The sequence below is a fragment of the Cylindrospermum stagnale PCC 7417 genome (assembly GCF_000317535.1).
GTDB classification, from domain to species: domain Bacteria; phylum Cyanobacteriota; class Cyanobacteriia; order Cyanobacteriales; family Nostocaceae; genus Cylindrospermum; species Cylindrospermum stagnale.
In genome coordinates this window covers 589,417-610,869 of record NC_019757.1, presented here as the reverse complement: position 1 = coordinate 610,869, position 21,453 = coordinate 589,417, and the positions used below count along the sequence as shown (strand labels likewise).

Sequence of the window (21,453 nt, the reverse complement as noted above, 5' to 3'; positions counted from 1 at the left end):
CACAACCAAGGGGTTAATTTTTGATATGGCCAGTGATCACAATACGCTGATCCGCAAACGGATTCAGGTCAGAGTTCCTAACGACTATCATCAGGAACCTGTCATTTCTCGCCTGGTGTCTAACTACGGACTGACTGTGAATATTACGGCGGCGCTTTTGGCTGCCAATGCTGTTGGTGATGGTTGGTTTAACCTGGAGTTACAAGGAACAGAAACCCAAATTCAAAATGGGTTGACTTATCTCCACGATTTGGAGTTGGAAGTTTGGGATGAGACTAAGGCGGGTGATTGGTAATACCAATTAAAAATTAAAAATTAAAACTTAAAAATCAAGAAATTCAGATTTCATCTGAGTCTCCAGGTTTGCATCTGTCTTATCCAATACCACAGATCCCCGACTTCTTAAAGAAGTCGGGGATCTTGTTTTTTTAGCCAAAAAATCCGGTAGAAGGTGGGAAACAAGCTATGCAACACACTTTAACTACCGTGGATTTTTTAATATTCAAAGCATTCCTGATTTATTCACTATCAAAGGTACCGACTCCAGGTTTCTGAGAGCGATGTTTTTCTTCTTCTTCGACAAATTGCTCAACTGCATAGACATCTGGCCAAACTGTCGCGCCGTGTTCATAAGCATCGATACCGACGCGATCAGCTTCGGGATCTACACGCAGGTGGCCGATTGCTTTGAGTCCACCGAACATCAAAAAGGCAAAGGCAATAGTGAAAAGGCAGATCGCCACTATACCTAAAAGTTGAATGCCTAGCAAATCAAAGCCACCGCCTAAAAATAGCCCAGCTTTTTTGTTCAGAGTTAGTTCTGACTGACCAAATAAGCCGATGGCGATCGTACCCATCATGCCATTAATGCCGTGAACGGCGAAGGCTCCCACTGGGTCATCAATGTGGAGTGATTCCACAAAATCAATTCCCCAGACTACCAAAATCCCACCAGTGAGTCCAATTACCACTGAAGCCCAAGGTGCGATAAAAGCGCAACCAGCAGTAATCCCTACTAATCCCGCTAGAGAACCGTTCAGACAATAAACTAAATCCCACTTACCTGAACGGAAGTATTGATAAAGTATCGCCGCAATAGCACCAGCACCAGCCCCAATGGTGGTATTAATGGTAACTAAACCAATTAAGCCTGGATTACCAGTACCAAGGGTAGAACCTGGGTTGAACCCGTACCAGCCAAACCAAAGAATCATCGTTCCCAAGGTCGCTAAACCCAAATTATGCGCTGGTGGGATTATTCCCCAAGCTGGACGACCAGGACGCGGGCCAAGTAAATAAGCACCAACTAGCGCTGTCCAACCACCGACGCTGTGAACGACAGAACTACCTGCAAAGTCATGGAAACTCATTTTGGCTAACCAGCCGTTAGCATTCCAAACCCAATGGACGATGATTGGGTAACTGATGCCACCCATAACGGCGCTGTAGATTAAATCACCAACAAAGTCCGTTCTTCCAGCCATAGAACCAGTTGTGATCGTACTGGCAGTTGCAGCGAAGGCAAACTGGAAGAAAAACAAGGTATAGGCGTTTAGCTGTGAGGGAATGCCTGGTACAGTCCCCATCGGAAATACACCGTCTACTGGTAGCTGGCTGAGGAAAAAGGTATCTGTACCAAAAAATCCGCCAGCACTTGTACCAAAAGCGATACCAAAGCCGACACCCCACCACACCAAAATGGTGACAGCAGCATCAATGAAGTTTTCCAATAAGGCATTAACTACACCTCTTTGGCGGAGCAAACCTGCTTCTAACATCGAAAAGCCGGTTTGCATGAAGAATACTAAAAATCCGGTTAGTAGTACCCAGGTAGTATCAATGGAAATTTGTAACTTTGTTGTTGTTTCTGCTAAAGAGTTGAGGGTTGGAGGATCTGCCGCCTGGACAACTGTCGGGGCACAAACTGCAAACACCATTGAACCTATCGCTAGCGCCAGTAGGCGGTGCCAGGGTCTAATACGCTTATTCATTGCTGATTTTTCCTGCTAGAAAAGCTGTAATTGATGTTCGTAAAATGCTTACCAAAACAAATTAATTTAATTAGGGTAATTAAACAAGGTTTAAACAAAACTTTTGGAAAATATTTGTCTCATGGTCTTTGTCAGTTGTTTAGTTTTTCTGAAATTTACAGGTTTTTTAAGGCTTATCAATAAGCCTGGTTGAGCGAAAAATAAATTAACCTTTTACGCTTATGCATAAACAGATTAATTTGACTGATTTTCTATTTACTAAAATAAAAAAATCTGTAGCCAAAAATACATTATTTTAAATGTAGTCACAATTAATACTCTGAGAGCATCAGAAAATCGACTTATATTCCTTACACCATCGGGATTTGCTGTGTTCAGAATATAAGAGCAAATTTTTATTAACTTTCTCTAAAAAATTAATTACTTTACTTTTGCTCACCATTAAAGGACAGCAAATACCGAAGTAATTGCTGAAAAATAGTCAACAAAGTTACTCTAAAAGAATGCTCATTTGCATCTCTGCGGAGGCTGTTATAATTAGAAAGTTCTATGTGTAATTCCTAGAACATCTGTTTTAAATATTGCTCATAACCGAGTTGTTCGAGTTTGGCTTGTTTTACTATTACCGATTCGGATAGGGTTTGGCGATATTCTTGGACTCTTTGCATTAATTCTGGTTGCTGGGTAGCCAAAATTTGCACTGCTAAAAGTCCGGCATTTTTAGCATTACCGATCGCCACTGTGGCTACGGGGATACCATCTGGCATTTGGACAATTGAATACAATGAATCAACGCCTTGCAAGTTACGGGTGGCTACGGGTACGCCAATTACGGGTAATGGCGTTAAAGATGCTACCATACCGGGGAGATGAGCTGCACCGCCCGCGCCAGCGATAATTACTTTAAGTCCGCGTTGGTGTGCAAGTTGTGCATATTCCACCATCCGTTGAGGGGTACGGTGGGCAGAAACGATCGCCACTTCGTACTCAACGGCAAATTCTGCACAAACTGCGATCGCTTCTTTCATCGTAGGCAAATCAGAATCGCTGCCCATAATAATACCGATTTGGGGACTCATAATAATTCAAAATTCAAAATTCAAAATTAAACTCTATCTTGATAAATATCACTGTTTAGACAGTATAAAGTCAGATTGTATGATCACAGCGACACAAAACCTCATCCCGACAAACCTAGATATTATCAACGCACGAGTACCAGGTTATCAAGATTTGCAGATGCTCTCGATTAACCAATTCGGGATAATTGAGCAGATTCTGCCAATGGGCACAGTTCCAGCCAAAGACTCGCAAGTGTTGGATGTCGCTGGTGACTGGATTTCCTTGGGTGGCGTTGATTTGCAAATTAACGGCGCTTTGGGTTTAGCATTTCCCGACTTATCAGCTGAAAATGCTCACATTATCCCAGAAATTTCCCAATTTTTGTGGGATGTCGGCGTAGATGGATATTTGCCAACCCTGGTGACAACTTCTGTAGAAAATATTCAGCGATCGCTAGCCGTCATTGCTAATCTTACAGCGGGTTCAGGTGCCCAGATTCTCGGAGTCCATCTAGAAGGTCCATTTTTAAACTACGGTAAGCGTGGCGCACATCCAGCAGAGTACCTGTTACCCCTCACCATGAATGAAGTGAAGCGGGTTTTAGGTGATTATGCCCATGTTGTCAAAGTCATTACCTTAGCACCAGAGTTAGACAGGACTGGCGAAGTAATTCCATATTTGCGTTCTTTAGGAATTACCGTCAGTTTAGGACATTCTCAAGCAACAGCAGAGCAAGCCCAACAAGCCTTTGCCCTAGGTGCCACAATGGTAACTCATGCTTTCAACGCCATGCCACCATTGCATCACCGTGAACCAGGGTTATTAGGCGCAGCAATTACCCATCCTGATGTCATGTGTAGCTTGATTGCTGATGGTCAGCACGTTTCGCCGATCATGTTGCAAATTCTCCTCGGTGCCAGTAAAGGGTTATTCCTCGTTAGCGACGCCCTCTCTCCTTTAGGATTACCCGATGGGGTGTATCCTTGGGATAGTCGGCAAATTGAAATTATCAACGGTACCGCCAGATTAGCCGATGGCACTTTATCGGGGACGACTTTACCCTTATTAGTAGGGGTGCAAAATTTAGTCAAGTGGGGGATAAGTGATGTTGAGAATGCTATATTCCTAGCTACAGATGCCCCCCGCTTGGCAATTAGTTTACCGGGAATTTCCCCAAATCAACCCGCTAATTTATTGCGCTGGCATGACGATGAAGCTACAAAAGAACTAACTTGGCAAAGATTAAGCTAAACTTTGCATCTTTGCACGATTGGGTGAGACATCATCCTGAAAAATCTATAATTTGAAAGATTGGGAACCATTCAAGATTAAGCTTCATGAACGCAGCCGACGATAAAACGATAGTTCGCGAGTATTTCAATTCCACAGGGTTTGACCGCTGGAAACGCATCTACGGTGATGGCGAAGTTAACAAAGTCCAGCTAGATATCCGCACTGGACACCAGCAAACTGTGGATACAGTCATCGGCTGGCTGAAAGCTGATAACAATTTAGCAGCGTTATCAATCTGTGATGCTGGCTGTGGTGTGGGTAGTCTCAGTATTCCCTTAGCAACAGATGGCGCCAAGATATATGCCAGTGATATATCCGAAAAAATGGTGACAGAAGCCAAAGAAAGAGGTTTAGCCACTTTGGGAACCGCCGAAAATCCCACTTTTGCTGTGCAGGATTTGGAATCTTTGAGTGGTAGTTATCACACCGTGATTTGTCTCGATGTTCTCATCCACTACCCCCAAGAAAAAGCAGATGAGATGATTTCTCACCTTTGTTCTTTGGCGCAATCGCGGATTATTCTCAGTTTTGCACCAAAAACCTGTGCCCTGACTATACTCAAGAAAATTGGCAGTTTCTTTCCAGGGCCGAGTAAAGCAACTCGTGCCTATTTGCACCGGGAGGCTGACGTTGTGAAAATACTGGAAAGTAACGGTTTTTCCATCCAACGACAGTCGATGACTAAAACTCGCTTCTACTTTTCTCGCTTGCTGGAAGCAACACGTAAGTAAGAGAAAAATCGCGGCAAAATAAATACTATATTTTTGCTGCGATTTGAGTAATACCACGGCATTTGGAATCTTACCGGAAGCTTGGAGGAAGTGAGGGTGAACTACTCAGACTTGCCTAGGGCTGAAGTCTGAGCTTCTGTGATCACAGGGGAGTGCCTAAGCTTAGACTTCCGCCCAAGCTTAGGACTTATCTGCCCTCCTACAGCAGAGACGGCTGAACCTTCCGCCTTGAGCATTCTGATGCCTTCTGCTCTAATATTTATCGCTGCGTTCCCGTCTCGGTCGTGATGAGTACCACAATGAGGACAAGTCCATTCACGGACAGCCAATGGCATCTCGCCAACTGAAGTGAAACAATGAGAACAGAGTCTAGAACTGGGAAACCATCTATCGATCTCAACCAACTTTCCGCCGTTACGTTCCAGTTTGTAAGCTAAAAAATTGGTGAATGTTGCCCAGCCTGCATCAGATATTGACTTGGCCAAATTATGATTGCGTACCATGCCTTTGACATGAAGGTTCTCTACTATGACAGCTTGGCTATCGCTGACCAACTTATAACTAAGTTTATGTAGAAAATCTTGTCGTGAGTTACTAACTCGCTCGTACACTTTGGCAACAACTTTTCTATATTTGGATCTTGAATTACTCCCTTGGAGCTTACGTGCTAACTTTTGTTGCTTGCGTTTAAGGTTTTTCTCATGCTTGGCAAGGTGTTTAGGGTTATCGTATTTAGACACTTTTTCGCCATCAGTGACAACTGCAAAGTGTTTCAACCCTAAGTCAATGCCATAGATTTTACACGCCACTTGCTTTATGCCGGGAACCCCTAGTCGAGCAGTGGCTGCTTCAGATGTTGTGGGGAAATCGCCCTCTATCTCCGTCAGGATAGATGCAAAATATTTACCTGATGGTGTTTTGCTTACGGTAACAGTCTTGATTTTTCCCTCAATCGGTCTATGTATTTTGGCTTTGACTATCCCAACGTTGCCGGGGAGTTTGACATTGCCATCTACAATTTTGACGTATTGAGGGTACTGAATTGACTGTTTACGATGTTTAGATTTGAAAAGAGGGAAACCTGCACGTTTCTCAAAAAAGTTTTTGTACGCAGTGGTCAGATTCAGTGTTGTAGCCTGCAAAACCTGGCTATAACAATCGGCTAACCATACTGTATCTTCAGCTTTCTTGAGTGAAGGAAGAAGTGCGTTGAGTGCCACGCGGCTAAGTCCTTTGCCCGTTTCTTTATAAGTCTCGATAGATTTATTTAGTGCATAATTCCACCACCAACGCGCACAACCAAAAGCCTGTGCTAATTGTTGTACTTGTTCTGTTGTTGGGTATAAACGGACTAAAACAGCCTTGTGTCGCACTTCCACATCACCTCCTGATTATCGGTATTTTAGCACAAATATATATTGTGTTAAACTAATTAAAGAAAATAATTGGTGAGCCAGCGCGTTGGGTATCCCGTCAGGGTGATTCGTCATCCATCCAGAATTTGTTTTTACTTTGTAAAAAATCAATTCCAGATGTAATCCTCATCACCCGCTCACAATCCCCATCTTAGGAGTACCTTGAAGATGGGGACTTCCGCGAACTGTTAAAATCGCAAGCAAGGTTTAATTCTGTTGTGGAAATATGAAGACTGCTGAAAAATTGGCCGCTGGTTGGTTACTCACACTCGGATTCATGTTTTTGACGCTATCAGTCTCAGCGGCACTTGAGGAAGCTAATACCCAGAAGGGAATTAAAATACCTATAGACGATTATGATTTTTATGCACCAAATTCCACTAATGAGAATGATAATAGGGCCGTTAGTGGTTTAATTTTTGGTGTCCCTAACTTTATTTTGGGGGGATGGTTAGCGTTGGGGTTGTACCGCGAAAGCCGAAGAAATAAAAAAGCGATTAATCAACAGGAGTGCGATCGCTTGCAATCGCAATTTTATCAAATGCTGCAACAAAATCATGGACGCGTCACTGTGTTAGGTTTTGCGATGCAGTCGCAACTACCAGCAGCAGCTGCTAGACAATATTTAGATGAGAAAGCTAAAGAATTCAATGCCAATTTTAAAGTGAATGAAGAAGGGGCGGTATCATATCATTTTGATGTCTAATTGAATTCCCCGGAAGGAATTCTTAGCTCTACCCCGTTAACTCTACACCAATTTACGGCTAAGTCTTATGACGCAGATTTTTGTCACCATAGCTGCCATTTTCGGCGGTTTGTCTGTTGCCGGTGGTGCTTTTGCTTCCCATGCCTTGCGGGAAAAACTCACTGAGCGATCGCTAGAAATTTTTGAAGTTGGCGCTCGCTACCAAATGTACCACGCTTTAGCACTGTTGTTAGTCGCCCTACTCATTAGCCGCACCCCAGCGCCACCAACTGCTTTAATAGCTAGTGGGTGGCTATTTATTATTGGTGTGACGATTTTCTCAGGTAGCTTGTACGCCTTGAGTTTAAGTGGTGTAAAATCCTTGGGAGCGATCGCACCACTGGGGGGAGTAGCATTGATGTCTGGGTGGGGTGCTTTAGCTTTGGCCGCTGGGAGTCTGAAGTTTTAAGATCTCTTAAGAGAAGCAGAAAGCAAATCCCGAAATTCCCAATGAACCAGATAAACATCGATAAACACGTCCTGAATTATCTGTGTTTATCTGTGGTTAAAAATAATCAACCAGGATTTTTGACTCGAAGTCTATTACTGCCTGGAATCTCTGCGAGATATTAGACTTTATTTTTAGGAAACATCCGCCGTCTACGCCCATTTTCAGACTCGTTACTCCGCAAAGGTACCACTTCTGCTTCACTACTTTCGCGTGCTACTCTAATCAGCAACCCAGCGGCTACCAAACTAGCAATCATGGAATTACCACCATAACTAAACATGGGCAAGGGTAAGCCAGTAGTTGGTAAGGAACCTGTAGCAACGCCAATATGCAGCAATGATTGTCCTACCATGACCGTTGTCACACCAATCGCCACTAGTCGATGTACTGGATTTTTTGCCTTCAGTGCCACAATTAATCCTAAAGTGGCAAATAATCCTAAGAGGATCAACAGCAGCGTACTACCAACAAAGCCAAACTCCTCGGCGAACACTGCAAAAATAAAATCGGTGTCCTGAATTGGTAAATAAAATAGCTTTTGTTGGGAAAGTCCAAATCCAGCACCCCAAGTTCTACCAGAACCTACGGCTAGCAAACTTTGTACCAACTGGTAACCATCCCCTGTAGCATCAGCCCAAGGATTGAGGAAGGACATCACCCGCTTCCGCTGATATTCTTTGATGCTAATACTGAGTAATGCTAAAAGGACTCCACCGACGGCTGTTCCGCCTAGGTACTTGTAAGGCAACCCAGCCGCTAGGGCAATGAGCCAAATTGTCATACCGCAGAGTGCTGTTGTACTCAGGTTAGGCTGGGCGAGAATTCCTAAAAGTACAAGACCGAAAACACCAAGCCAAGCCAAGCGAACTCCCCAACTCAGTCGTTCCCACTGACCAAAAAGCCGCGCACTTTGCAGGACTAAAAAGGGTTTAATCAATTCTGAAGGTTGAATGGGTATTGGCCCGATGGCTATCCACCGCGCTGCGTCAAAAGCTTTTTTTCCTAATCCTGGTATCAGGGTGACGAAAATTAAAATTAAAAATACCATCAAAAACCAATGAGATATCCCCAAAATTTTCCGTAAGGGGAGATTAACAATGATATTGAATAAGATGAAGGAAGCTAAGACCCAAAGAATTTGACGTTTAAAGTAGTACAACCCATCATGATGACGCGCATCAGCGATGGCATAGGATGCTGAAAATAGGACGATTAAGCCGGCAAACAGCCAAATCAATGTTAACCAACGCAATAACCGCGCCTCTAAAGCCCAGCTGGCTACGGAATCATCAAAAAATGGTATTAGGCGGCGTAGTTTCACAATTAGTTCAGGGGGATAAATTTTAGATTGAGAATTTCTGCTTGCTATCGGGTTTTTTCAATCTGATGCACCGCTTGGGTTGCGCCATTAATATAAGATGGCACAGATGGTAGTTTTAACAATGCTTCAAAAAAAAAGAGGTCGTAAAAGACCCCTTAAAAATTCACTAAAATAAACTTTGGTTTATAGCAATTACTACAGCCCAGCATTAGTACCTTGCTTACCGATTGCTAATTCTACCTTAACGATTTTGCCACCTGCTTTTTGAATGCGTTGTTGTTCGCGGAACCAGTTCTCATAGGGAACTAGCTTGGTGAAGTAGGTATTTTGCAGTTCCCGTTGGGTGCGAATTCTGGTTTGGCTAGGAATGCAAGCAGTGATTTTAAATAAACGGGACATGTTCTCTGAATCTCCTGAAGTGGCTATGGAAACTTTTTTTATCTCAAAATCTTGAGTGCAAATCTTTAATTAATCACTCCAAGGCTGGAAATCATGCGTAAATACTAGACCGCTAACACTCACAATCAATAAGCAATAGAACGTTCTAGCACTCACGATTGATTTCCAGACCTTAATAAAGCCGCACCTAAATTATTAAGTGCAAACTAGCTCTTAGCTCAAGCCAGAGGAGATATAGTCTAAGTAAACGCCCATTTCTTTACCAGCGTCAGAACCGACTAAGCTAGCGGTTACTTCTTTGATTGCTTGGATAGCTTGCACGGTAGCACCGATGGGTACACCCAAGGAGTTGTAGGTTTCCTTCAAGCCATTCAATACACGCTCTTCCAAAATGGAAGTGTCGCCAGCTAACATAGCGTAGGTAGCGTAGCGGAGGTAGTAATCCAAGTCGCGGATGCAAGCAGCATAGCGACGGGTGGTGTACATGTTACCACCGGGACGGGTGATGTCAGAGTACAGCAAAGATTTTGCTACAGCTTCTTTAACGATCGCAGCTGCGTTAGCGCTGATGGTGCCAGCAGCACGGACGCGCAGTTCGCCAGTTGAAAAGTAGCCTTTTAGCTTCTCCAGAGCAGCGGTGTCAAGGTATTTACCTTGAACGTCTGCGGAGTTAATTACAGAGGTAATTGCATCTTGAGCCATTTTGTTAATTCCTTATTTCCAAGAGTAGAGAAACAGTTTTACCCTACGCTAGGGCGCCAACTACGTAGTCAAAGTAGGAACCAGCTTCAGCAGCGTCTTCAACAGACAGCAGACCAGTAGCTACATTCTTAATTGCACGAACACCTTCAGCAACGGCTTCGATAGGAGTGCCTAGTGATCTGTACATTTCGCGAACACCAACGATACCAATTTCTTCGATGGGGGTGACATCACCAGCAACGATTCCGTAGGTAACGAGGCGGAGGTAGTAGTCCAAGTCACGCAGGCAGGTAGCAGTCAATTCTTGACCGTAAGCGTTACCACCAGGAGATACAACATCAGGGCGCTTTTGGAACAGTTGGTCGCCAGCTTGCTTAACTAAACGCTCGCGATTGTCTGTCAAAACTTGAGCAATGCGGAGGCGGCGTTCACCACTGCCAACAAAGCTCTTAATCCGATCTAACTCGCCAGGGCTGAGATAGCGGGCTTCTGCATCAGCATTCACGATAGCTTTCGTGACGATACTCATTAATGGATTCCTCCAAAACTAATAAAACCAGAATTTGATTAAACTGGTGCGACTATAAAATTGGTTTAGAGTAGCTTTGTTTGCTCGTTTTTTAGATACAGGAGTTGACAAACTGCCATAGCTAGTAAATTTCGCGATCGCTTGCGTAAATATCAACTACACAAGCGCTAAAACTCAACTACCTTCCGCCAAACATTTTCCGGCATTATGTTGAGCATTTATGACTGCTCTTAACACTTTGTAACATTGCTTTTCAGATTCACTGTGATTCGGGATATCTGAAAGCATTGTTACGAAAGGTTTCTCAGGGGTATTGGGTGGGTAATAGGTAATGAGTAAGAGATTTTTAAGAGTCCCCAGTCCCCAGTCCCCAATTCCCCTGAGTAGCGTTTTAGCGATCGCCTGCTCGTCCCGTTAAGACAGCGGGAGACAAACTAGACCAGGATTGTTTCACCAAGTCAGCTGCCGCCTGTACACTGCCGAGGTAGTTACCTGCTGGCAGCGATGGGAAGCGTGGGTAAGGCACCACATCTTCACCAAAGTAACGGGCGTACTCTGGGCTATCGATGATCGCCTCTACAGCCGCTCTCAAACCGCTATCAGCCAGCAACTTGTTATACTGGCGAATTTCGCCCTGAGTGGCGGGTGCGCGTCCCAATAGGTGACGGAATAGGAACTCAATCACTTTGGTGTTGGGATAAGGCGTATAGAAACGTTTGCGATAGATTTCTGAACTAGCTAGTTCACGGACAAACTCACGGACGGTAATTTCCCCGTTACGCAGTTTGCTGTCTAGTTCAGTCCGGCGGTAATAATCGGGAATCTGACCGCTAAATACATCCAACACTTGAACGTAAATGGCGTTGATTACCTGTTGCCTTTCTGGTTGATTTGTGCCATCGGTGAGGCGGTAAATCCTTACTGGTTTGCGGCGGCTCGTACCTACACCCACTTCTACCGACTGTCCACGACCATCGTTGTAAGAACGACCCAATTCAATGAACAAGGGCTTAGTCTTGTCCACTTGCTTCGCGGATGCTGCCAAGTCTGCGATCGCCTGCGCCAAAATCGGCGTATTTTCAGATTTGATACGAGACTTCACTGTCTTAAAGCTAGGTACAACCACATCATCATTCTGCTTAGTTAGCTGGTTGTAAAGCTTTTCAGTATTCGGGAAGTTAGCCGCAGGTAGGGTTGGGAAGCGACGGTAAGGCACTGTATCTTCACCAAACACCTCGCGATACTCCGCACTGTTCACCAGAGCACCAATAAAGGCACGAATACCTTGAGTAGCCAAAATCTGGTTGTATTTACGGATTTCCGCCTGGTCGATGGGTGCTCGTCCCAAGAAGTGCTTAGTTCCCAACTCAATTACCTTGGTGTTGGGGTAAGGTGTGTAGAATTCTTTCAGGTAGAGGTTCGAGTAACCCAAACCTTCGATAAATTCCTTAACGGAAATTTCACCGTTCCCCAGCTTGCTAACTAAGGCAGTGAATTCGTTCTGAGCAATGTAAGGTGCCACATCACGTTCAAAAATCTGGCGATAAGCAGCACTGATCAAAGTTTGTACGGCAACTTTGTCGCCAGTAGCCGCCACCAACTTAAAGACTTTCGTCTGTTCGCGCACCTTTGTCACACCTTGATTGATGCGGAACTCAATATCCGGTTCTGTCCGCGCTTCTGTGACTGTACCCAGTTCCACAAAGCGTGGCGTTTCTTGTTTCTCAAGTTTGCCGCCGACATCTTCGCGAATACTGCCAACCCGTAAGCGTCGTAGAGCCTCACCACTAGGAGTCAGATACCGTTCAAAAGGAACCGTATCTTCACCAAATGCCTCACTGTACTCTGGGGTATCTAGGATGGCGTCTACTACGGCGTAAAAGCCCTTCTTAGAGGCAATGTCAAAGTACTTATTGTTTTCTTGACGGCCGTAAGTCGGACGACCCAACAAGCGGCGGTGGATGTACTCGATTGCCTTACAAACATACAGCGGTGTCCAGTACAAGCTGCGGAATAAATCCGACTTAGCCAGAGCACGCACAAACTCCCGCAGCGAAATTTCGCCGTTTTCCAGCTTAATTTCTTGCACTTTCAGGCGCTGACCTTCATAGACATCGCGACCGAAAACTTGCAGGTAAGTAGCTTTAATTATCGCCTGCGTGGAGCTTTCAGAGAATTTGACACTCGCGCCCTTAGCAGCCTTTTTGCCAATAGTGCCAGGAAGTTGATCTAACTTGAACACCTTGGGACCAAAAGAACCAGGAGCCACACCCCGCGCTTGGGGATTGCTATTTTGGTTATTAATACCAGGCCCTTGGTGAATCAGGATGCGTTTGGTATCCTTACCAAAAGGAGCCGGGCTGGTGCTGGGGTTACGAGTTTCTTTCGGGAAAATCGCCCCAAATTGAATTTCCAAGGGGTCATTACCAGAACCGTAGGGATGTTGATCTGGTAATGGGCGATCGTAAGCAGCGAATGTGGTAATAAACTGAGGTACCTTGCGGAAAGGCGCACTGTAGTTAAACAGGTCTTGCTGTTGTCCCCAGTTGCGGCATTCTTGTGCTTCTTGTCCCAAACCCCGGATGTAGGGTACTGTCTCTTCGCCAAAGTAGTCTGAGTATTCTTCAGAATCCACCAAAGCATCTACTAAGGCTGCTAGACCACCTTGGGAAATAATCGCGAAATACTTTTGTACTTCTTCGCGGCTACTTGGCCCCCGTCCCAGAATATGACGGAAAGCCAATTCGATAACTCGGCTGTTAATAAAAGGCTGGTAAAACTGTTTTTGGTAAAGGGGAGATTTTGCGAGACGACGGACAAACTCTTTGAGCGAGATGTCGCCATTTTTCACCTTAGATTCGAGGTCGGATACCGACAAGCTGTAAGCACGGGTAATGTCGCGCTCAAAGATTTGCCGATAGGCTGCTTTGACCACCTCATTTTTTTCGCTAGATGACAACCCAGGCTTCATCACATACTTGGGACGCCGTTCTGCCGCACTAAAATAAATCTGCGGCAGTTGCAACCCTTGTTGGTCACCGGAGGGACGTTGGCGTAGTTTGGTTGAAGGTGTGGGTGCTTTGAATTCTGTCAGCAAAACATCCATGTACTGAGACACAATCTCTGTTGCCTCAGCATCTTTACGGAAAAAGGAAAGCGCCGCTGCTTTAATTTCCTGCAAAGCCACCAGGGTTGCTTCACCAGAGCAGGCATTTTCAATAATTTCCCGCAAACCTCGTGTATTCACCACGATGATATTGGGGTCGCCAGCAACGATCGCATAAGTAGCATAGCGCAAGAACCACGACAAGTCCCGTAAGCTCTTCGCCATATTGCTTGGACCATAACGGGCAATGTTAATTGGTCTAAAGCCTGGAGGTGTCGGTCCGCCAGATGAGGTGTTAAAGATGGAGCGCAAATTTTCCAGGAACCCACCACGACTTTCAACGTAGGTTACAGTTCCCAGCTTCATGCCCTCTTGAACATCACCACCGCCAGCAGTAGCCATTGCTAACTCTCGTTCTCTGGGCTTTTCTAAAAAAGCCATTGGCGAACCACCGACAAAAATCCGGTTGGCAGCCCGAGATACAATAATCTCCGAATTTTCCGTTAGCGTCTGGGCAATATCTAGACGCTTTGCACCTGATGCAAAATAACTTGCTAATTCATTCAGTTCGCCATTTCCCAAAAAGCGGTCTTGTTGTTCCGCTTGGGAAATTGTCGCCACAGCTAGGGTTTGATATAGTTGCGGACGCGCAACTGAGCTTCCACCACTTGCCTTAACACTCATTGGATTTGTAAAACTCCCATCATTATTATTTATGTGTTAAGTCTGGGTTGTTTTGAAGCTTGACACATCACCGTGGATATGCCTTATGTCTTTAGAGTACCGCCTTCAAAACTGCCAGTAAATTAACCCAGTTAGTTTTTAGATTAGAACGTTTTGCGTTTTACCTGGTGATTTATTAAGAAGTGTGTAGAACTTGTAGCCCGAATACGTCAGGTTGAGAATGTAGATACTTCAGCTTGGTCGAGATCAAACCTAAGTTTTGTATCTAAAACAGTTAAGTTTTCTCATCCCCAGTAGACATAAATTAATTTATACCTTGTATTTTGGTTCACTGATTTCTAACGCCACAAGTATTTTAGCGAGTTAATCTTGTAGCTATCAGGATGGAGATTCTCCGTAAAATAGATGTTTAAAAGTAATAAATTTAAATTAGTTTACCGTACTACTGTGTCTGCTCTGGCTGTGGCGTTAGCTATCACTCCCGCTTATGCACTACCAGGACAAAATATTAATACCGTCATCAAGTGGGCAAAAACCAAACCCCAACTACCAACCCTGAAATATAACAGCGACGCACATGGTTATGACGGCACGAAGGGAAATTTGTATTTTTATGCTGATGTCCCTGCTGAGAATGGGACGGTAGCTAAAGAGGGCATAACCGTCAGTGGTGACTCTAGCTTAAAATTCACCACGAAAAACGCTAAGGCAGTAAAACTGTTGCAAAATATCTATAATTCCAATATTGCCACTGATTTTCGCGAGTCTCGATACATCACAAAAGTTGGTCGAGACCAGTTTGCTCGTGGCAAAAAGTATGGTTACATTACTGCTGAGGTGCAGGGCGGAACTAATTTACAGATCATTCCCCTGAATAAATTGCAGGGAGAAATAGACAGCGCCAAATATTGCCAAACTCATCAATGTGACCTTTGAACATAGGCTTTATTAACAAATAAAGGCACGCAGTTACTAACATTGCAAGCGGCTGCCAGTTCAACGTCTGACTCAAACCCCTTTGCAATCAACTCTTTACCAGAACTAGATTTTTTCAAGTACCCCAGCAAATCATGCTGGAAAGTCTGAAATGTTGCCACAGCCATTGCTGCTTCTGGCGATAAACTGCCATGCAAGTAACTGAGAATTGCCCCAGCACCAATTAAGTCTTCAAATGCAGGTCGTAGGCTACCATCTTCTTTCCATCTCTCACCAGCAGGAATCACGGCAATTTTACTACCATACCTTTGGGCAAACTGTGCCACAGCTTCACAATTTCGCAAGCATCCAGCCAAGGTTGGTGTATTCCCAGTCAGCAAGGTGAGGGTAGAACCATTGAGTGAGGGCAAAACCAGTCGAGTTCCCGCAGGAACCTGCATCAGCGATGTGGGTGAGAGAGTATATCTACTTGTAGACAACCGATGACTTGCCAACTCTGCCTGCACTGACTGGGCATAATCTACGACTGTTTCATCTCTCATGCCATAGGGAAAAATTATCGCCCCATTGTTGGTGGCAATTTCCACACTGGTGGAAAAAGAAAGCACATCAACTATCACAACCACATCACTGATGGGAGCAAGTTGAGCAATTCCTTGTGCACCCCACTCGCAGCGCAAATCAAACTCTGATTGGTCGTAAATCATCGTATTTGCTGTTGTGTTGCTTTTTGTAGGATGAGCGTCTCACTCGTCCAAAGGTAATTCTTTGTGTATCTTAGTGTCCAGCATTCGATACACTCAGAATTGCTGCGATGTTTCTCCAAAAATGTCAGATTCCCAAACCGTTAGTGCTGCTGTTGCCAAACTCTACGATACCTATCCGTTTCCACCAGAACCGCTACTAGATGAACCACCACCTGGTTATAACTGGCGTTGGAATTGGTTAGCTGCTTACAGCTTTTGCACTGGACAGAAGCCGCAAAAACAAGATATTCGGATTTTAGATGCTGGATGTGGTTCTGGGGTAAGTACTGAATACTTAGTGCATCTCAACCCCCAAGCCCAGGTAGTCGGCATTGACTTAAGTGCAGGTACGTTAGAAGTGGCAAAGGAACGCTGTAAACGTTCTGGTGCTGACCGTGTGGAGTTTCATCACCTCAGCTTGTACGATGTGGAACAGTTACCGGGTGAGTTTGATTTAATTAACTGCGTTGGCGTTTTGCACCACTTACCTGACCCGATTCGCGGTATTCAAGCTTTGGCGAAGAAGTTAGCCCCTGGCGGTTTGATGCATATTTTTGTTTATGGGGAGTTGGGACGCTGGGAAATCCAACTGATGCAAAAAGCGATCGCACTTCTCCAAGGTAACAAACAGGGCGACTACCGCGATGGTGTCCAAGTCGGGCGACAAATATTTGCTTCATTACCAGAAAAAAACCGAATCGTCAAGCGAGAAAAAGAACGCTGGTCAATGGAAAACCAAAGGGATGAATGCTTCGCCGACATGTATGTTCATCCTCAAGAGATCGACTACAACATTGAAACCCTGTTTGAATTAATAGATGCTTCCGGACTGGAGTTTGTTGGCTTCTCAAATCCTGGTTTCTGGCAGTTGGAGAGGCTGTTGAGTAAAGCACCAGAGTTGATTGAACGGGCTACAGAATTAAGCGATCGCCAGCGTTACCGCCTGATAGAATTACTAGATCCAGAAGTCAGCCATTACGAGTTTTTCCTCTCTCGTCCTCCTCTGAGCAAAGCTGACTGGTCAGAGGATCATGCCCTATTGACGGCAATTCCCGAACTGAATCCTTGTATTGATGGCTTTCCTAGTCGATGTCTATTTAATTCCGATTACCAGATTGTTAACTTGTCAGAAGCAGAATTTGAATTTCTGCAAGGGTGTAATGCTTCCTTAACAGTGGCAGAGATTTTGGCAAGGGTGCAACTTGGTTTAGATGGGGTAAGAACACTGCTTAATCAACAGTTGATTTTATTGACGCCGATCTAAAAGTCCTGCTCTATTTTGGCAACTCTTTGTAATGGTTAAAAGTGGGCGAGTAGCACCCCAATAGCTGTAGAAATTGAGCAGTAGACGTTTTGATCTTAGCGAGAAGTGCGATCGCTCTCCATGCCTTTGGCGCGGCGTAGCTCATCGCTTCTCAGGCTGACTAAGTAGTAACTAATGTGATTGATAACAACTTCATCCCACCACCCAGGCGTCAATGATACCAAGATTAGAGAAACAGGCATCCACTAGAAATAAGGTAAAATGGCAATTTTGCAGTTTTAATTAGGTATTTACTCCTTTTATCTGCCTCATTCCCCCTCTTTCTCTTTCTCCACACCACTCTCTTGGCTTGTGACTGTTTGTTGGCAAGAAGTTAATTGTTTTTTTCTAAAGTATTGTTACTGGATCGTGATATGATTCAGCTGACTGAATGTGCAGTCACCATCATAGTTAACTGTACTGGTTTCAAGTCTCGTGAGCTTGTCAGACGAATCAATTACACCCACTCCGACAACAGAACAAGATGCTCAACCTGGTTTTGAGGGCACAGAACCAGTAGACTCTTCTATGCAGGAGTTCTATCAGCTCTATCAGGAGTTGTTAGTAACCACACTTGCCTTGACAGGGATTGTTTTTGTCTCTGTGTGGATTTTCTACTCCCTAAACATCGCCCTAAATTATCTCTTAGGGGCGTGTGCAGGTGTGCTTTACTTGAGGATGTTGGCAAAAGATGTTGAGGGTTTGGGCCGAGAGAAACAATCGCTGAGTAAAACTCGGTTAGCCTTATTAGTAGCTCTGCTTCTACTGGCATCGCGGTGGAACCAGCTGCAAATACTGCCCATATTCTTGGGATTTCTCACCTATAAAGCCACACTCATCATCTACGTAGTTAGGGTGGCGTTTGACTCTGACTCATCAAAGCTCCGGCAACCTTAAAAGGCTCACGCAATATTTGCGCGAGGGATATCCACACCGCAAAATTGCTCCTCTTCTCCAGGTAATATTGGAGAAACGCATTGAAATGGAAAGAAAATGTTGAATTTTCTGAACTTCTACTCAGTTCCACTTGCCGAATTGGAAGTGGGAAAACATCTGTACTGGCAAATAGGTAACTTGAAGCTACATGGCCAGGTGTTTCTCACCTCTTGGTTTGTTATTGGCTCTCTCGTGCTAGTTTCCGTCTTGGCAAGCAGTAACATCAAAAGAATTCCTAGTGGCCTACAGAATTTAATGGAATTCGCCCTAGAATTCATTCGGGATTTGGCTAAAAACCAAATTGGCGAGAAAGAATATCGCCCTTGGGTGCCGTTTGTTGGCACTTTGTTTTTGTTCATTTTTGTGTCAAATTGGTCAGGGGCACTAGTTCCGTTTAAGCTAATTAAGCTACCAGAAGGTGAACTAACAGCGCCCACAAGCGACATCAATACAACTGTTGCCTTGGCACTGTTGACATCATTAGCGTATTTTTACGCTGGATTCAGCAAAAAGGGTTTAGGGTACTTTGGCAACTACGTCCAACCAGTATCGTTCATGTTGCCTTTCAAGATTATTGAAGACTTCACTAAGCCCCTTTCCCTAAGCTTCCGTTTATTCGGTAACATCTTAGCTGATGAACTGGTAGTGGGAGTGCTGGTACTGCTAGTGCCCTTGTTCGTGCCTTTGCCAGTAATGGCTTTGGGACTATTTACCAGCGCCATTCAGGCACTAATTTTTGCCACCTTAGCTGCTGCTTACATCGGCGAAGCGATGGAAGATCATCATGGTGGCGAGGAGCATGAGGGGCATTAAAACACCCTCAGATGATAACTCACTTTTCAGTGACCTCAGTGCAACCGGAGTGGAAAATTCCCAATCCCTGAGTTCAGCACATTGGTAGGCGCTGAAAAAGGGGTGAATGTAAACTACAACTTCAAGACCCGTTCGATTCAGTAAAGTAAGGAAAGAATATCATGGATCCATTGGTTTCTGCTGCTTCCGTCATCGCTGCTGCTCTAGCTGTTGGTTTGGCTGCAATCGGCCCCGGTATTGGTCAAGGTAATGCAGCCGGACAAGCTGTAGAAGGTATTGCTCGTCAGCCAGAAGCTGAAGGCAAAATTCGCGGTACATTGCTGTTAAGCTTGGCATTCATGGAAGCGCTAACCATCTACGGTCTAGTAGTTGCTCTAGTGCTATTGTTTGCTAACCCCTTCGCATAATCAGTGCTGAGTTCTGGGTAATGAGTGCTGAGTAGAAAAGTTAGGGGTCTGACTCCTAACTCCTAACTCAGGAATCATTACTCAGGACTAAAATAGTAGATAGGAATAAGCAACCATGACACACTGGATCACCTTATTGGCTGTAGAAAAGGTTGCCAAAGAAGGGGGACTTTTTGATTTAGATGCTACCCTGCCTTTGATGGCAATCCAGTTTCTACTTCTAGCCCTTGTATTGAACGCAACTCTTTACAAACCACTGGGCAATGCTATTGATGGACGGAATGAATACATCCGCAAAAATCAATTAGACGCTCAGGAACGCTTGTCAAAAACGGAAAAATTGGCGCAGCAATATGAGCAAGACCTAGCAGGAGCTAGACGTCAAGCGCAAGCAATTATTGCCACAGCTCAAGCCGAAGCCCAAAAAATCGCTGCTCAGAAAATCGCAGCAGCGCAACAAGAAGCCCAAGCAAAAAGAGAACAAGCATCTGGTGAAATTGAACAGCAAAAACAACAAGCTCTGGCTTCGTTAGAGCAACAAGTAGATGCCCTCAGTCGCCAAATGTTAGTCAAGCTTTTAGGAGCCGATCTGGTAAACCAGCGCTAACTCACAAAAACTTAGATTGGAAACGTTAAGAGACATTGTCAAAAATGACTTGCCAAACATCAGTTGGCAGCGTCAGATAATGTTAGGCAATGGCAGCGCAGTTGTGGATGAAAAATCATGGGGACTTTTTTACTGTTGATGGCCGAAGCTAGCGCCGTCGGAGGTGAATTGGCAGGCAGGGAGGCAGAAGGTGGGTTTAGTCTAAACACAAATATTTTTGACGCCAACCTGATTAACCTAGCCATTATTATTACTGTGCTGTTTGTGTTCGGGCGCAAAGTTCTGGGTAACACCCTGAAAACTCGCCGCGAAACTATTGAAACAGCAATTAAGGGTGCAGAGCAGCGAGCAACGGATGCAGCAAAGCGACTGAAAGAGGCGCAGCAAAACCTGGAGCGAGCTACAGCAGAAGCTGAAAGAATCAGAAAAGCAGCCGATGAGAACGCTCAAGCTGCTAAAGAAGCAATTCTAGCACAAGCTGCTGTAGATATTGAACGCTTGCAGGAAGCAGGGGCAGCTGACTTAAGTGCAGAACTAGATAAAGCGATCGCTCAACTGCGGCAGAGGGTAGTTGCTTTGGCATTGCAAAAAGTCGAGACGCAACTCAAAGGCGGAATTGCTGACGATGCTCAACAAATTTTAATTGACCGCAGCATCGCACAACTGGGAGGCGAAGGATGATCAGTAACATAGCAATAGCCAAAGTAGCCCAGTCTTACGCACAAGCCCTGTTGTCGATAGCGCAATCGAAAAACTTGACAGAAGAGATCGGGGGAGATGCGCGTACTCTCCAGAGCCTGCTATCGGGCAACAAAGATCTACAGAATTTTTTCAGCAACCCGTTTATTCAGTCTGAGAACAAAAAGGCCCTGCTCAGACAAATACTCGGTGAAAGTACTAGCTCCTACTTACGCAATTTTTTACTGCTGTTGGTAGACAAACGCCGGATTGCCTTTCTGGATCAGATTTTACAGCAGTATTTGGTACTGTTGCGGCAGCTGAATCAAACCGTATTAGCTGAAGTCACTTCTGCTGTTTCCCTAACAGAGGCACAACAGCAGACAATCCAAGAAAAGGTGATTGCCCTAACCAAGGCTCGTCAGGTGGAACTAGTAACCAAGATAGACGGCGACTTAATTGGTGGTGTAATTATCAAAGTAGGCTCTCAGGTAATTGACGCCAGTTTACGGGGTCAGCTGCGCCGCCTTTCATTGCGCTTAAGCGGAAGCTAGAAAGTTAGGGGTGTAAAGTTAGGAAGTATAAAACTTAAAGTTAC

Annotated in this window: 23 protein-coding genes; 13 read left to right on the top strand and 10 right to left on the bottom strand. The window is 44.8% G+C overall.

Annotated elements, in window-relative coordinates; translation table 11 throughout:
• Positions 1-25 precede the first annotated feature (25 nt).
• Positions 26-295, top strand: a complete 270-nt coding sequence (locus CYLST_RS02590; RefSeq protein ID WP_041233388.1) for an NIL domain-containing protein — start codon at positions 26-28, stop codon at positions 293-295.
• Positions 296-518: 223 nt separating this feature from the next.
• Here CYLST_RS02590 and CYLST_RS02585 read toward each other — a convergent pair whose 3' ends face one another.
• A complete protein-coding gene (locus tag CYLST_RS02585) occupies positions 519-1,991 on the bottom strand; it encodes an ammonium transporter (RefSeq protein WP_015206143.1) in 1,473 nt (490 codons plus the stop codon).
• Between the two features lie 560 nt (positions 1,992-2,551).
• Positions 2,552-3,070, bottom strand: a complete 519-nt coding sequence (gene purE, locus CYLST_RS02580; protein ID WP_015206142.1) for a 5-(carboxyamino)imidazole ribonucleotide mutase — start codon at positions 3,068-3,070, stop codon at positions 2,552-2,554.
• A gap of 79 nt (positions 3,071-3,149) precedes the next feature.
• Between purE and nagA the strand changes: the two genes are divergently transcribed.
• A complete protein-coding gene (gene nagA / locus CYLST_RS02575; protein WP_015206141.1) occupies positions 3,150-4,304 on the top strand; it encodes an N-acetylglucosamine-6-phosphate deacetylase in 1,155 nt (384 codons plus the stop codon).
• Between the two features lie 86 nt (positions 4,305-4,390).
• Entirely contained in the window at positions 4,391-5,077 is a 687-nt protein-coding gene (bchM, locus tag CYLST_RS02570; RefSeq protein WP_015206140.1) for a magnesium protoporphyrin IX methyltransferase, read from the top strand.
• A 101-nt stretch (positions 5,078-5,178) separates the two neighbouring features.
• On the opposite strand, the gene CYLST_RS02565 is transcribed toward bchM, so the two are convergent.
• A complete protein-coding gene (locus tag CYLST_RS02565) occupies positions 5,179-6,450 on the bottom strand; it encodes an RNA-guided endonuclease InsQ/TnpB family protein (RefSeq protein ID WP_015206139.1) in 1,272 nt (423 codons plus the stop codon).
• 268 nt (positions 6,451-6,718) lie between these two features.
• Here CYLST_RS02565 and CYLST_RS02560 point away from each other — a divergent pair, with 268 nt between their 5' ends.
• Together CYLST_RS02560 and CYLST_RS02555 are read left to right on the top strand one after the other, a co-directional pair.
• Complete coding sequence (locus CYLST_RS02560; protein WP_015206138.1) at positions 6,719-7,198, top strand: hypothetical protein; 480 nt, start codon at positions 6,719-6,721, stop codon at positions 7,196-7,198.
• 67 nt (positions 7,199-7,265) lie between these two features.
• Positions 7,266-7,646 carry a DUF423 domain-containing protein gene (locus tag CYLST_RS02555; protein ID WP_015206137.1) on the top strand — a complete coding sequence of 127 codons (381 nt, stop codon included), beginning with the start codon at positions 7,266-7,268 and terminating at the stop codon, positions 7,644-7,646.
• Between the two features lie 160 nt (positions 7,647-7,806).
• Here the strand turns inward: CYLST_RS02555 and CYLST_RS02550 are convergent, their stop codons facing one another.
• The 5 genes from CYLST_RS02550 to CYLST_RS02530 all read right to left on the bottom strand — a co-directional run bounded on the left by CYLST_RS02550 (position 7,807) and on the right by CYLST_RS02530 (position 14,429).
• Positions 7,807-9,009 carry an FtsW/RodA/SpoVE family cell cycle protein gene (locus tag CYLST_RS02550; protein WP_015206136.1) on the bottom strand — a complete coding sequence of 401 codons (1,203 nt, stop codon included), beginning with the start codon at positions 9,007-9,009 and terminating at the stop codon, positions 7,807-7,809.
• A gap of 195 nt (positions 9,010-9,204) precedes the next feature.
• Positions 9,205-9,408, bottom strand: a complete 204-nt coding sequence (locus CYLST_RS02545) for a phycobilisome linker polypeptide (RefSeq protein WP_015206135.1) — start codon at positions 9,406-9,408, stop codon at positions 9,205-9,207.
• Positions 9,409-9,621: 213 nt separating this feature from the next.
• Positions 9,622-10,110: an allophycocyanin subunit beta gene (gene apcB, locus CYLST_RS02540; protein ID WP_015206134.1), complete on the bottom strand. Its 489-nt coding sequence runs from the start codon at positions 10,108-10,110 to the stop codon at positions 9,622-9,624.
• 43 nt (positions 10,111-10,153) lie between these two features.
• A complete protein-coding gene (apcA, locus tag CYLST_RS02535) occupies positions 10,154-10,639 on the bottom strand; it encodes an allophycocyanin subunit alpha (protein WP_015206133.1) in 486 nt (161 codons plus the stop codon).
• 391 nt (positions 10,640-11,030) lie between these two features.
• Positions 11,031-14,429 (bottom strand): phycobilisome rod-core linker polypeptide, encoded by a 3,399-nt coding sequence (locus tag CYLST_RS02530; protein ID WP_015206132.1) that lies wholly within the window; start codon positions 14,427-14,429, stop codon positions 11,031-11,033.
• A 405-nt stretch (positions 14,430-14,834) separates the two neighbouring features.
• Between CYLST_RS02530 and CYLST_RS02525 the strand changes: the two genes are divergently transcribed.
• On the top strand, positions 14,835-15,365 hold the full coding sequence (locus tag CYLST_RS02525; protein ID WP_015206131.1) for a hypothetical protein: 531 nt from the start codon (positions 14,835-14,837) through the stop codon (positions 15,363-15,365).
• Here CYLST_RS02525 and CYLST_RS02520 read toward each other — a convergent pair.
• The gene (locus CYLST_RS02520) at positions 15,350-16,072 is read right to left on the bottom strand and encodes a 2-phosphosulfolactate phosphatase (protein ID WP_015206130.1); all 723 of its coding nucleotides are present in this window, start codon (positions 16,070-16,072) and stop codon (positions 15,350-15,352) included. The two genes, CYLST_RS02525 and CYLST_RS02520, sit on opposite strands and share 16 nt — an antisense overlap.
• A gap of 121 nt (positions 16,073-16,193) precedes the next feature.
• Here CYLST_RS02520 and CYLST_RS02515 point away from each other — a divergent pair, with 121 nt between their 5' ends.
• Positions 16,194-17,375, top strand: coding sequence for a class I SAM-dependent methyltransferase (locus tag CYLST_RS02515; RefSeq protein ID WP_015206129.1), 1,182 nt, complete (start codon positions 16,194-16,196; stop codon positions 17,373-17,375).
• A gap of 95 nt (positions 17,376-17,470) precedes the next feature.
• Here the strand turns inward: CYLST_RS02515 and CYLST_RS34100 are convergent, their stop codons facing one another.
• A complete protein-coding gene (locus tag CYLST_RS34100; protein WP_157162517.1) occupies positions 17,471-17,617 on the bottom strand; it encodes a hypothetical protein in 147 nt (48 codons plus the stop codon).
• 232 nt (positions 17,618-17,849) lie between these two features.
• Here CYLST_RS34100 and CYLST_RS02510 point away from each other — a divergent pair, with 232 nt between their 5' ends.
• The 6 genes from CYLST_RS02510 (at position 17,850) to atpH (ending at position 21,409) form a co-directional block, all read left to right on the top strand.
• The gene (locus CYLST_RS02510) at positions 17,850-18,311 is read left to right on the top strand and encodes an ATP synthase subunit I (RefSeq protein WP_015206128.1); all 462 of its coding nucleotides are present in this window, start codon (positions 17,850-17,852) and stop codon (positions 18,309-18,311) included.
• Between the two features lie 96 nt (positions 18,312-18,407).
• Positions 18,408-19,163 (top strand): F0F1 ATP synthase subunit A, encoded by a 756-nt coding sequence (atpB, locus tag CYLST_RS02505; RefSeq protein ID WP_015206127.1) that lies wholly within the window; start codon positions 18,408-18,410, stop codon positions 19,161-19,163.
• A gap of 161 nt (positions 19,164-19,324) precedes the next feature.
• Positions 19,325-19,570 (top strand): ATP synthase F0 subunit C, encoded by a 246-nt coding sequence (gene atpE, locus CYLST_RS02500; protein ID WP_015206126.1) that lies wholly within the window; start codon positions 19,325-19,327, stop codon positions 19,568-19,570.
• Positions 19,571-19,685: 115 nt separating this feature from the next.
• A complete protein-coding gene (locus tag CYLST_RS02495; protein ID WP_015206125.1) occupies positions 19,686-20,177 on the top strand; it encodes a F0F1 ATP synthase subunit B' in 492 nt (163 codons plus the stop codon).
• A gap of 117 nt (positions 20,178-20,294) precedes the next feature.
• Positions 20,295-20,858 (top strand): F0F1 ATP synthase subunit B, encoded by a 564-nt coding sequence (locus CYLST_RS02490; RefSeq protein WP_015206124.1) that lies wholly within the window; start codon positions 20,295-20,297, stop codon positions 20,856-20,858.
• Positions 20,855-21,409 carry an ATP synthase F1 subunit delta gene (gene atpH / locus CYLST_RS02485; RefSeq protein ID WP_015206123.1) on the top strand — a complete coding sequence of 185 codons (555 nt, stop codon included), beginning with the start codon at positions 20,855-20,857 and terminating at the stop codon, positions 21,407-21,409. Before CYLST_RS02490 ends, atpH begins: the two co-directional genes overlap by 4 nt.
• Positions 21,410-21,453 lie beyond the last annotated feature (44 nt).

What these genes read in the sequence shown, in the direction of transcription:
- atpB (WP_015206127.1), top strand. Translation starts at nt 18,408, where the DNA reads ATGTTGAATTTTCTGAACTTCTACTCAGTTCCACTTGCCGAATTGGAA.
- nagA (WP_015206141.1), top strand. Translation starts at nt 3,150, where the DNA reads ATGATCACAGCGACACAAAACCTCATCCCGACAAACCTAGATATTATC.
- CYLST_RS02490 (WP_015206124.1), top strand. Translation starts at nt 20,295, where the DNA reads ATGGGGACTTTTTTACTGTTGATGGCCGAAGCTAGCGCCGTCGGAGGT.
- CYLST_RS02590 (WP_041233388.1), top strand. Translation starts at nt 26, where the DNA reads ATGGCCAGTGATCACAATACGCTGATCCGCAAACGGATTCAGGTCAGA.
- bchM (WP_015206140.1), top strand. Translation starts at nt 4,391, where the DNA reads ATGAACGCAGCCGACGATAAAACGATAGTTCGCGAGTATTTCAATTCC.
- CYLST_RS02515 (WP_015206129.1), top strand. Translation starts at nt 16,194, where the DNA reads ATGTCAGATTCCCAAACCGTTAGTGCTGCTGTTGCCAAACTCTACGAT.
- CYLST_RS02530 (WP_015206132.1), bottom strand. Translation starts at nt 14,429, where the DNA reads ATGAGTGTTAAGGCAAGTGGTGGAAGCTCAGTTGCGCGTCCGCAACTA.
- CYLST_RS34100 (WP_157162517.1), bottom strand. Translation starts at nt 17,617, where the DNA reads ATGCCTGTTTCTCTAATCTTGGTATCATTGACGCCTGGGTGGTGGGAT.
- CYLST_RS02495 (WP_015206125.1), top strand. Translation starts at nt 19,686, where the DNA reads ATGACACACTGGATCACCTTATTGGCTGTAGAAAAGGTTGCCAAAGAA.
- CYLST_RS02555 (WP_015206137.1), top strand. Translation starts at nt 7,266, where the DNA reads ATGACGCAGATTTTTGTCACCATAGCTGCCATTTTCGGCGGTTTGTCT.
- purE (WP_015206142.1), bottom strand. Translation starts at nt 3,070, where the DNA reads ATGAGTCCCCAAATCGGTATTATTATGGGCAGCGATTCTGATTTGCCT.
- CYLST_RS02520 (WP_015206130.1), bottom strand. Translation starts at nt 16,072, where the DNA reads ATGATTTACGACCAATCAGAGTTTGATTTGCGCTGCGAGTGGGGTGCA.
- CYLST_RS02545 (WP_015206135.1), bottom strand. Translation starts at nt 9,408, where the DNA reads ATGTCCCGTTTATTTAAAATCACTGCTTGCATTCCTAGCCAAACCAGA.
- CYLST_RS02585 (WP_015206143.1), bottom strand. Translation starts at nt 1,991, where the DNA reads ATGAATAAGCGTATTAGACCCTGGCACCGCCTACTGGCGCTAGCGATA.
- apcA (WP_015206133.1), bottom strand. Translation starts at nt 10,639, where the DNA reads ATGAGTATCGTCACGAAAGCTATCGTGAATGCTGATGCAGAAGCCCGC.
- CYLST_RS02560 (WP_015206138.1), top strand. Translation starts at nt 6,719, where the DNA reads ATGAAGACTGCTGAAAAATTGGCCGCTGGTTGGTTACTCACACTCGGA.
- CYLST_RS02525 (WP_015206131.1), top strand. Translation starts at nt 14,835, where the DNA reads ATGTTTAAAAGTAATAAATTTAAATTAGTTTACCGTACTACTGTGTCT.
- apcB (WP_015206134.1), bottom strand. Translation starts at nt 10,110, where the DNA reads ATGGCTCAAGATGCAATTACCTCTGTAATTAACTCCGCAGACGTTCAA.
- atpE (WP_015206126.1), top strand. Translation starts at nt 19,325, where the DNA reads ATGGATCCATTGGTTTCTGCTGCTTCCGTCATCGCTGCTGCTCTAGCT.
- atpH (WP_015206123.1), top strand. Translation starts at nt 20,855, where the DNA reads ATGATCAGTAACATAGCAATAGCCAAAGTAGCCCAGTCTTACGCACAA.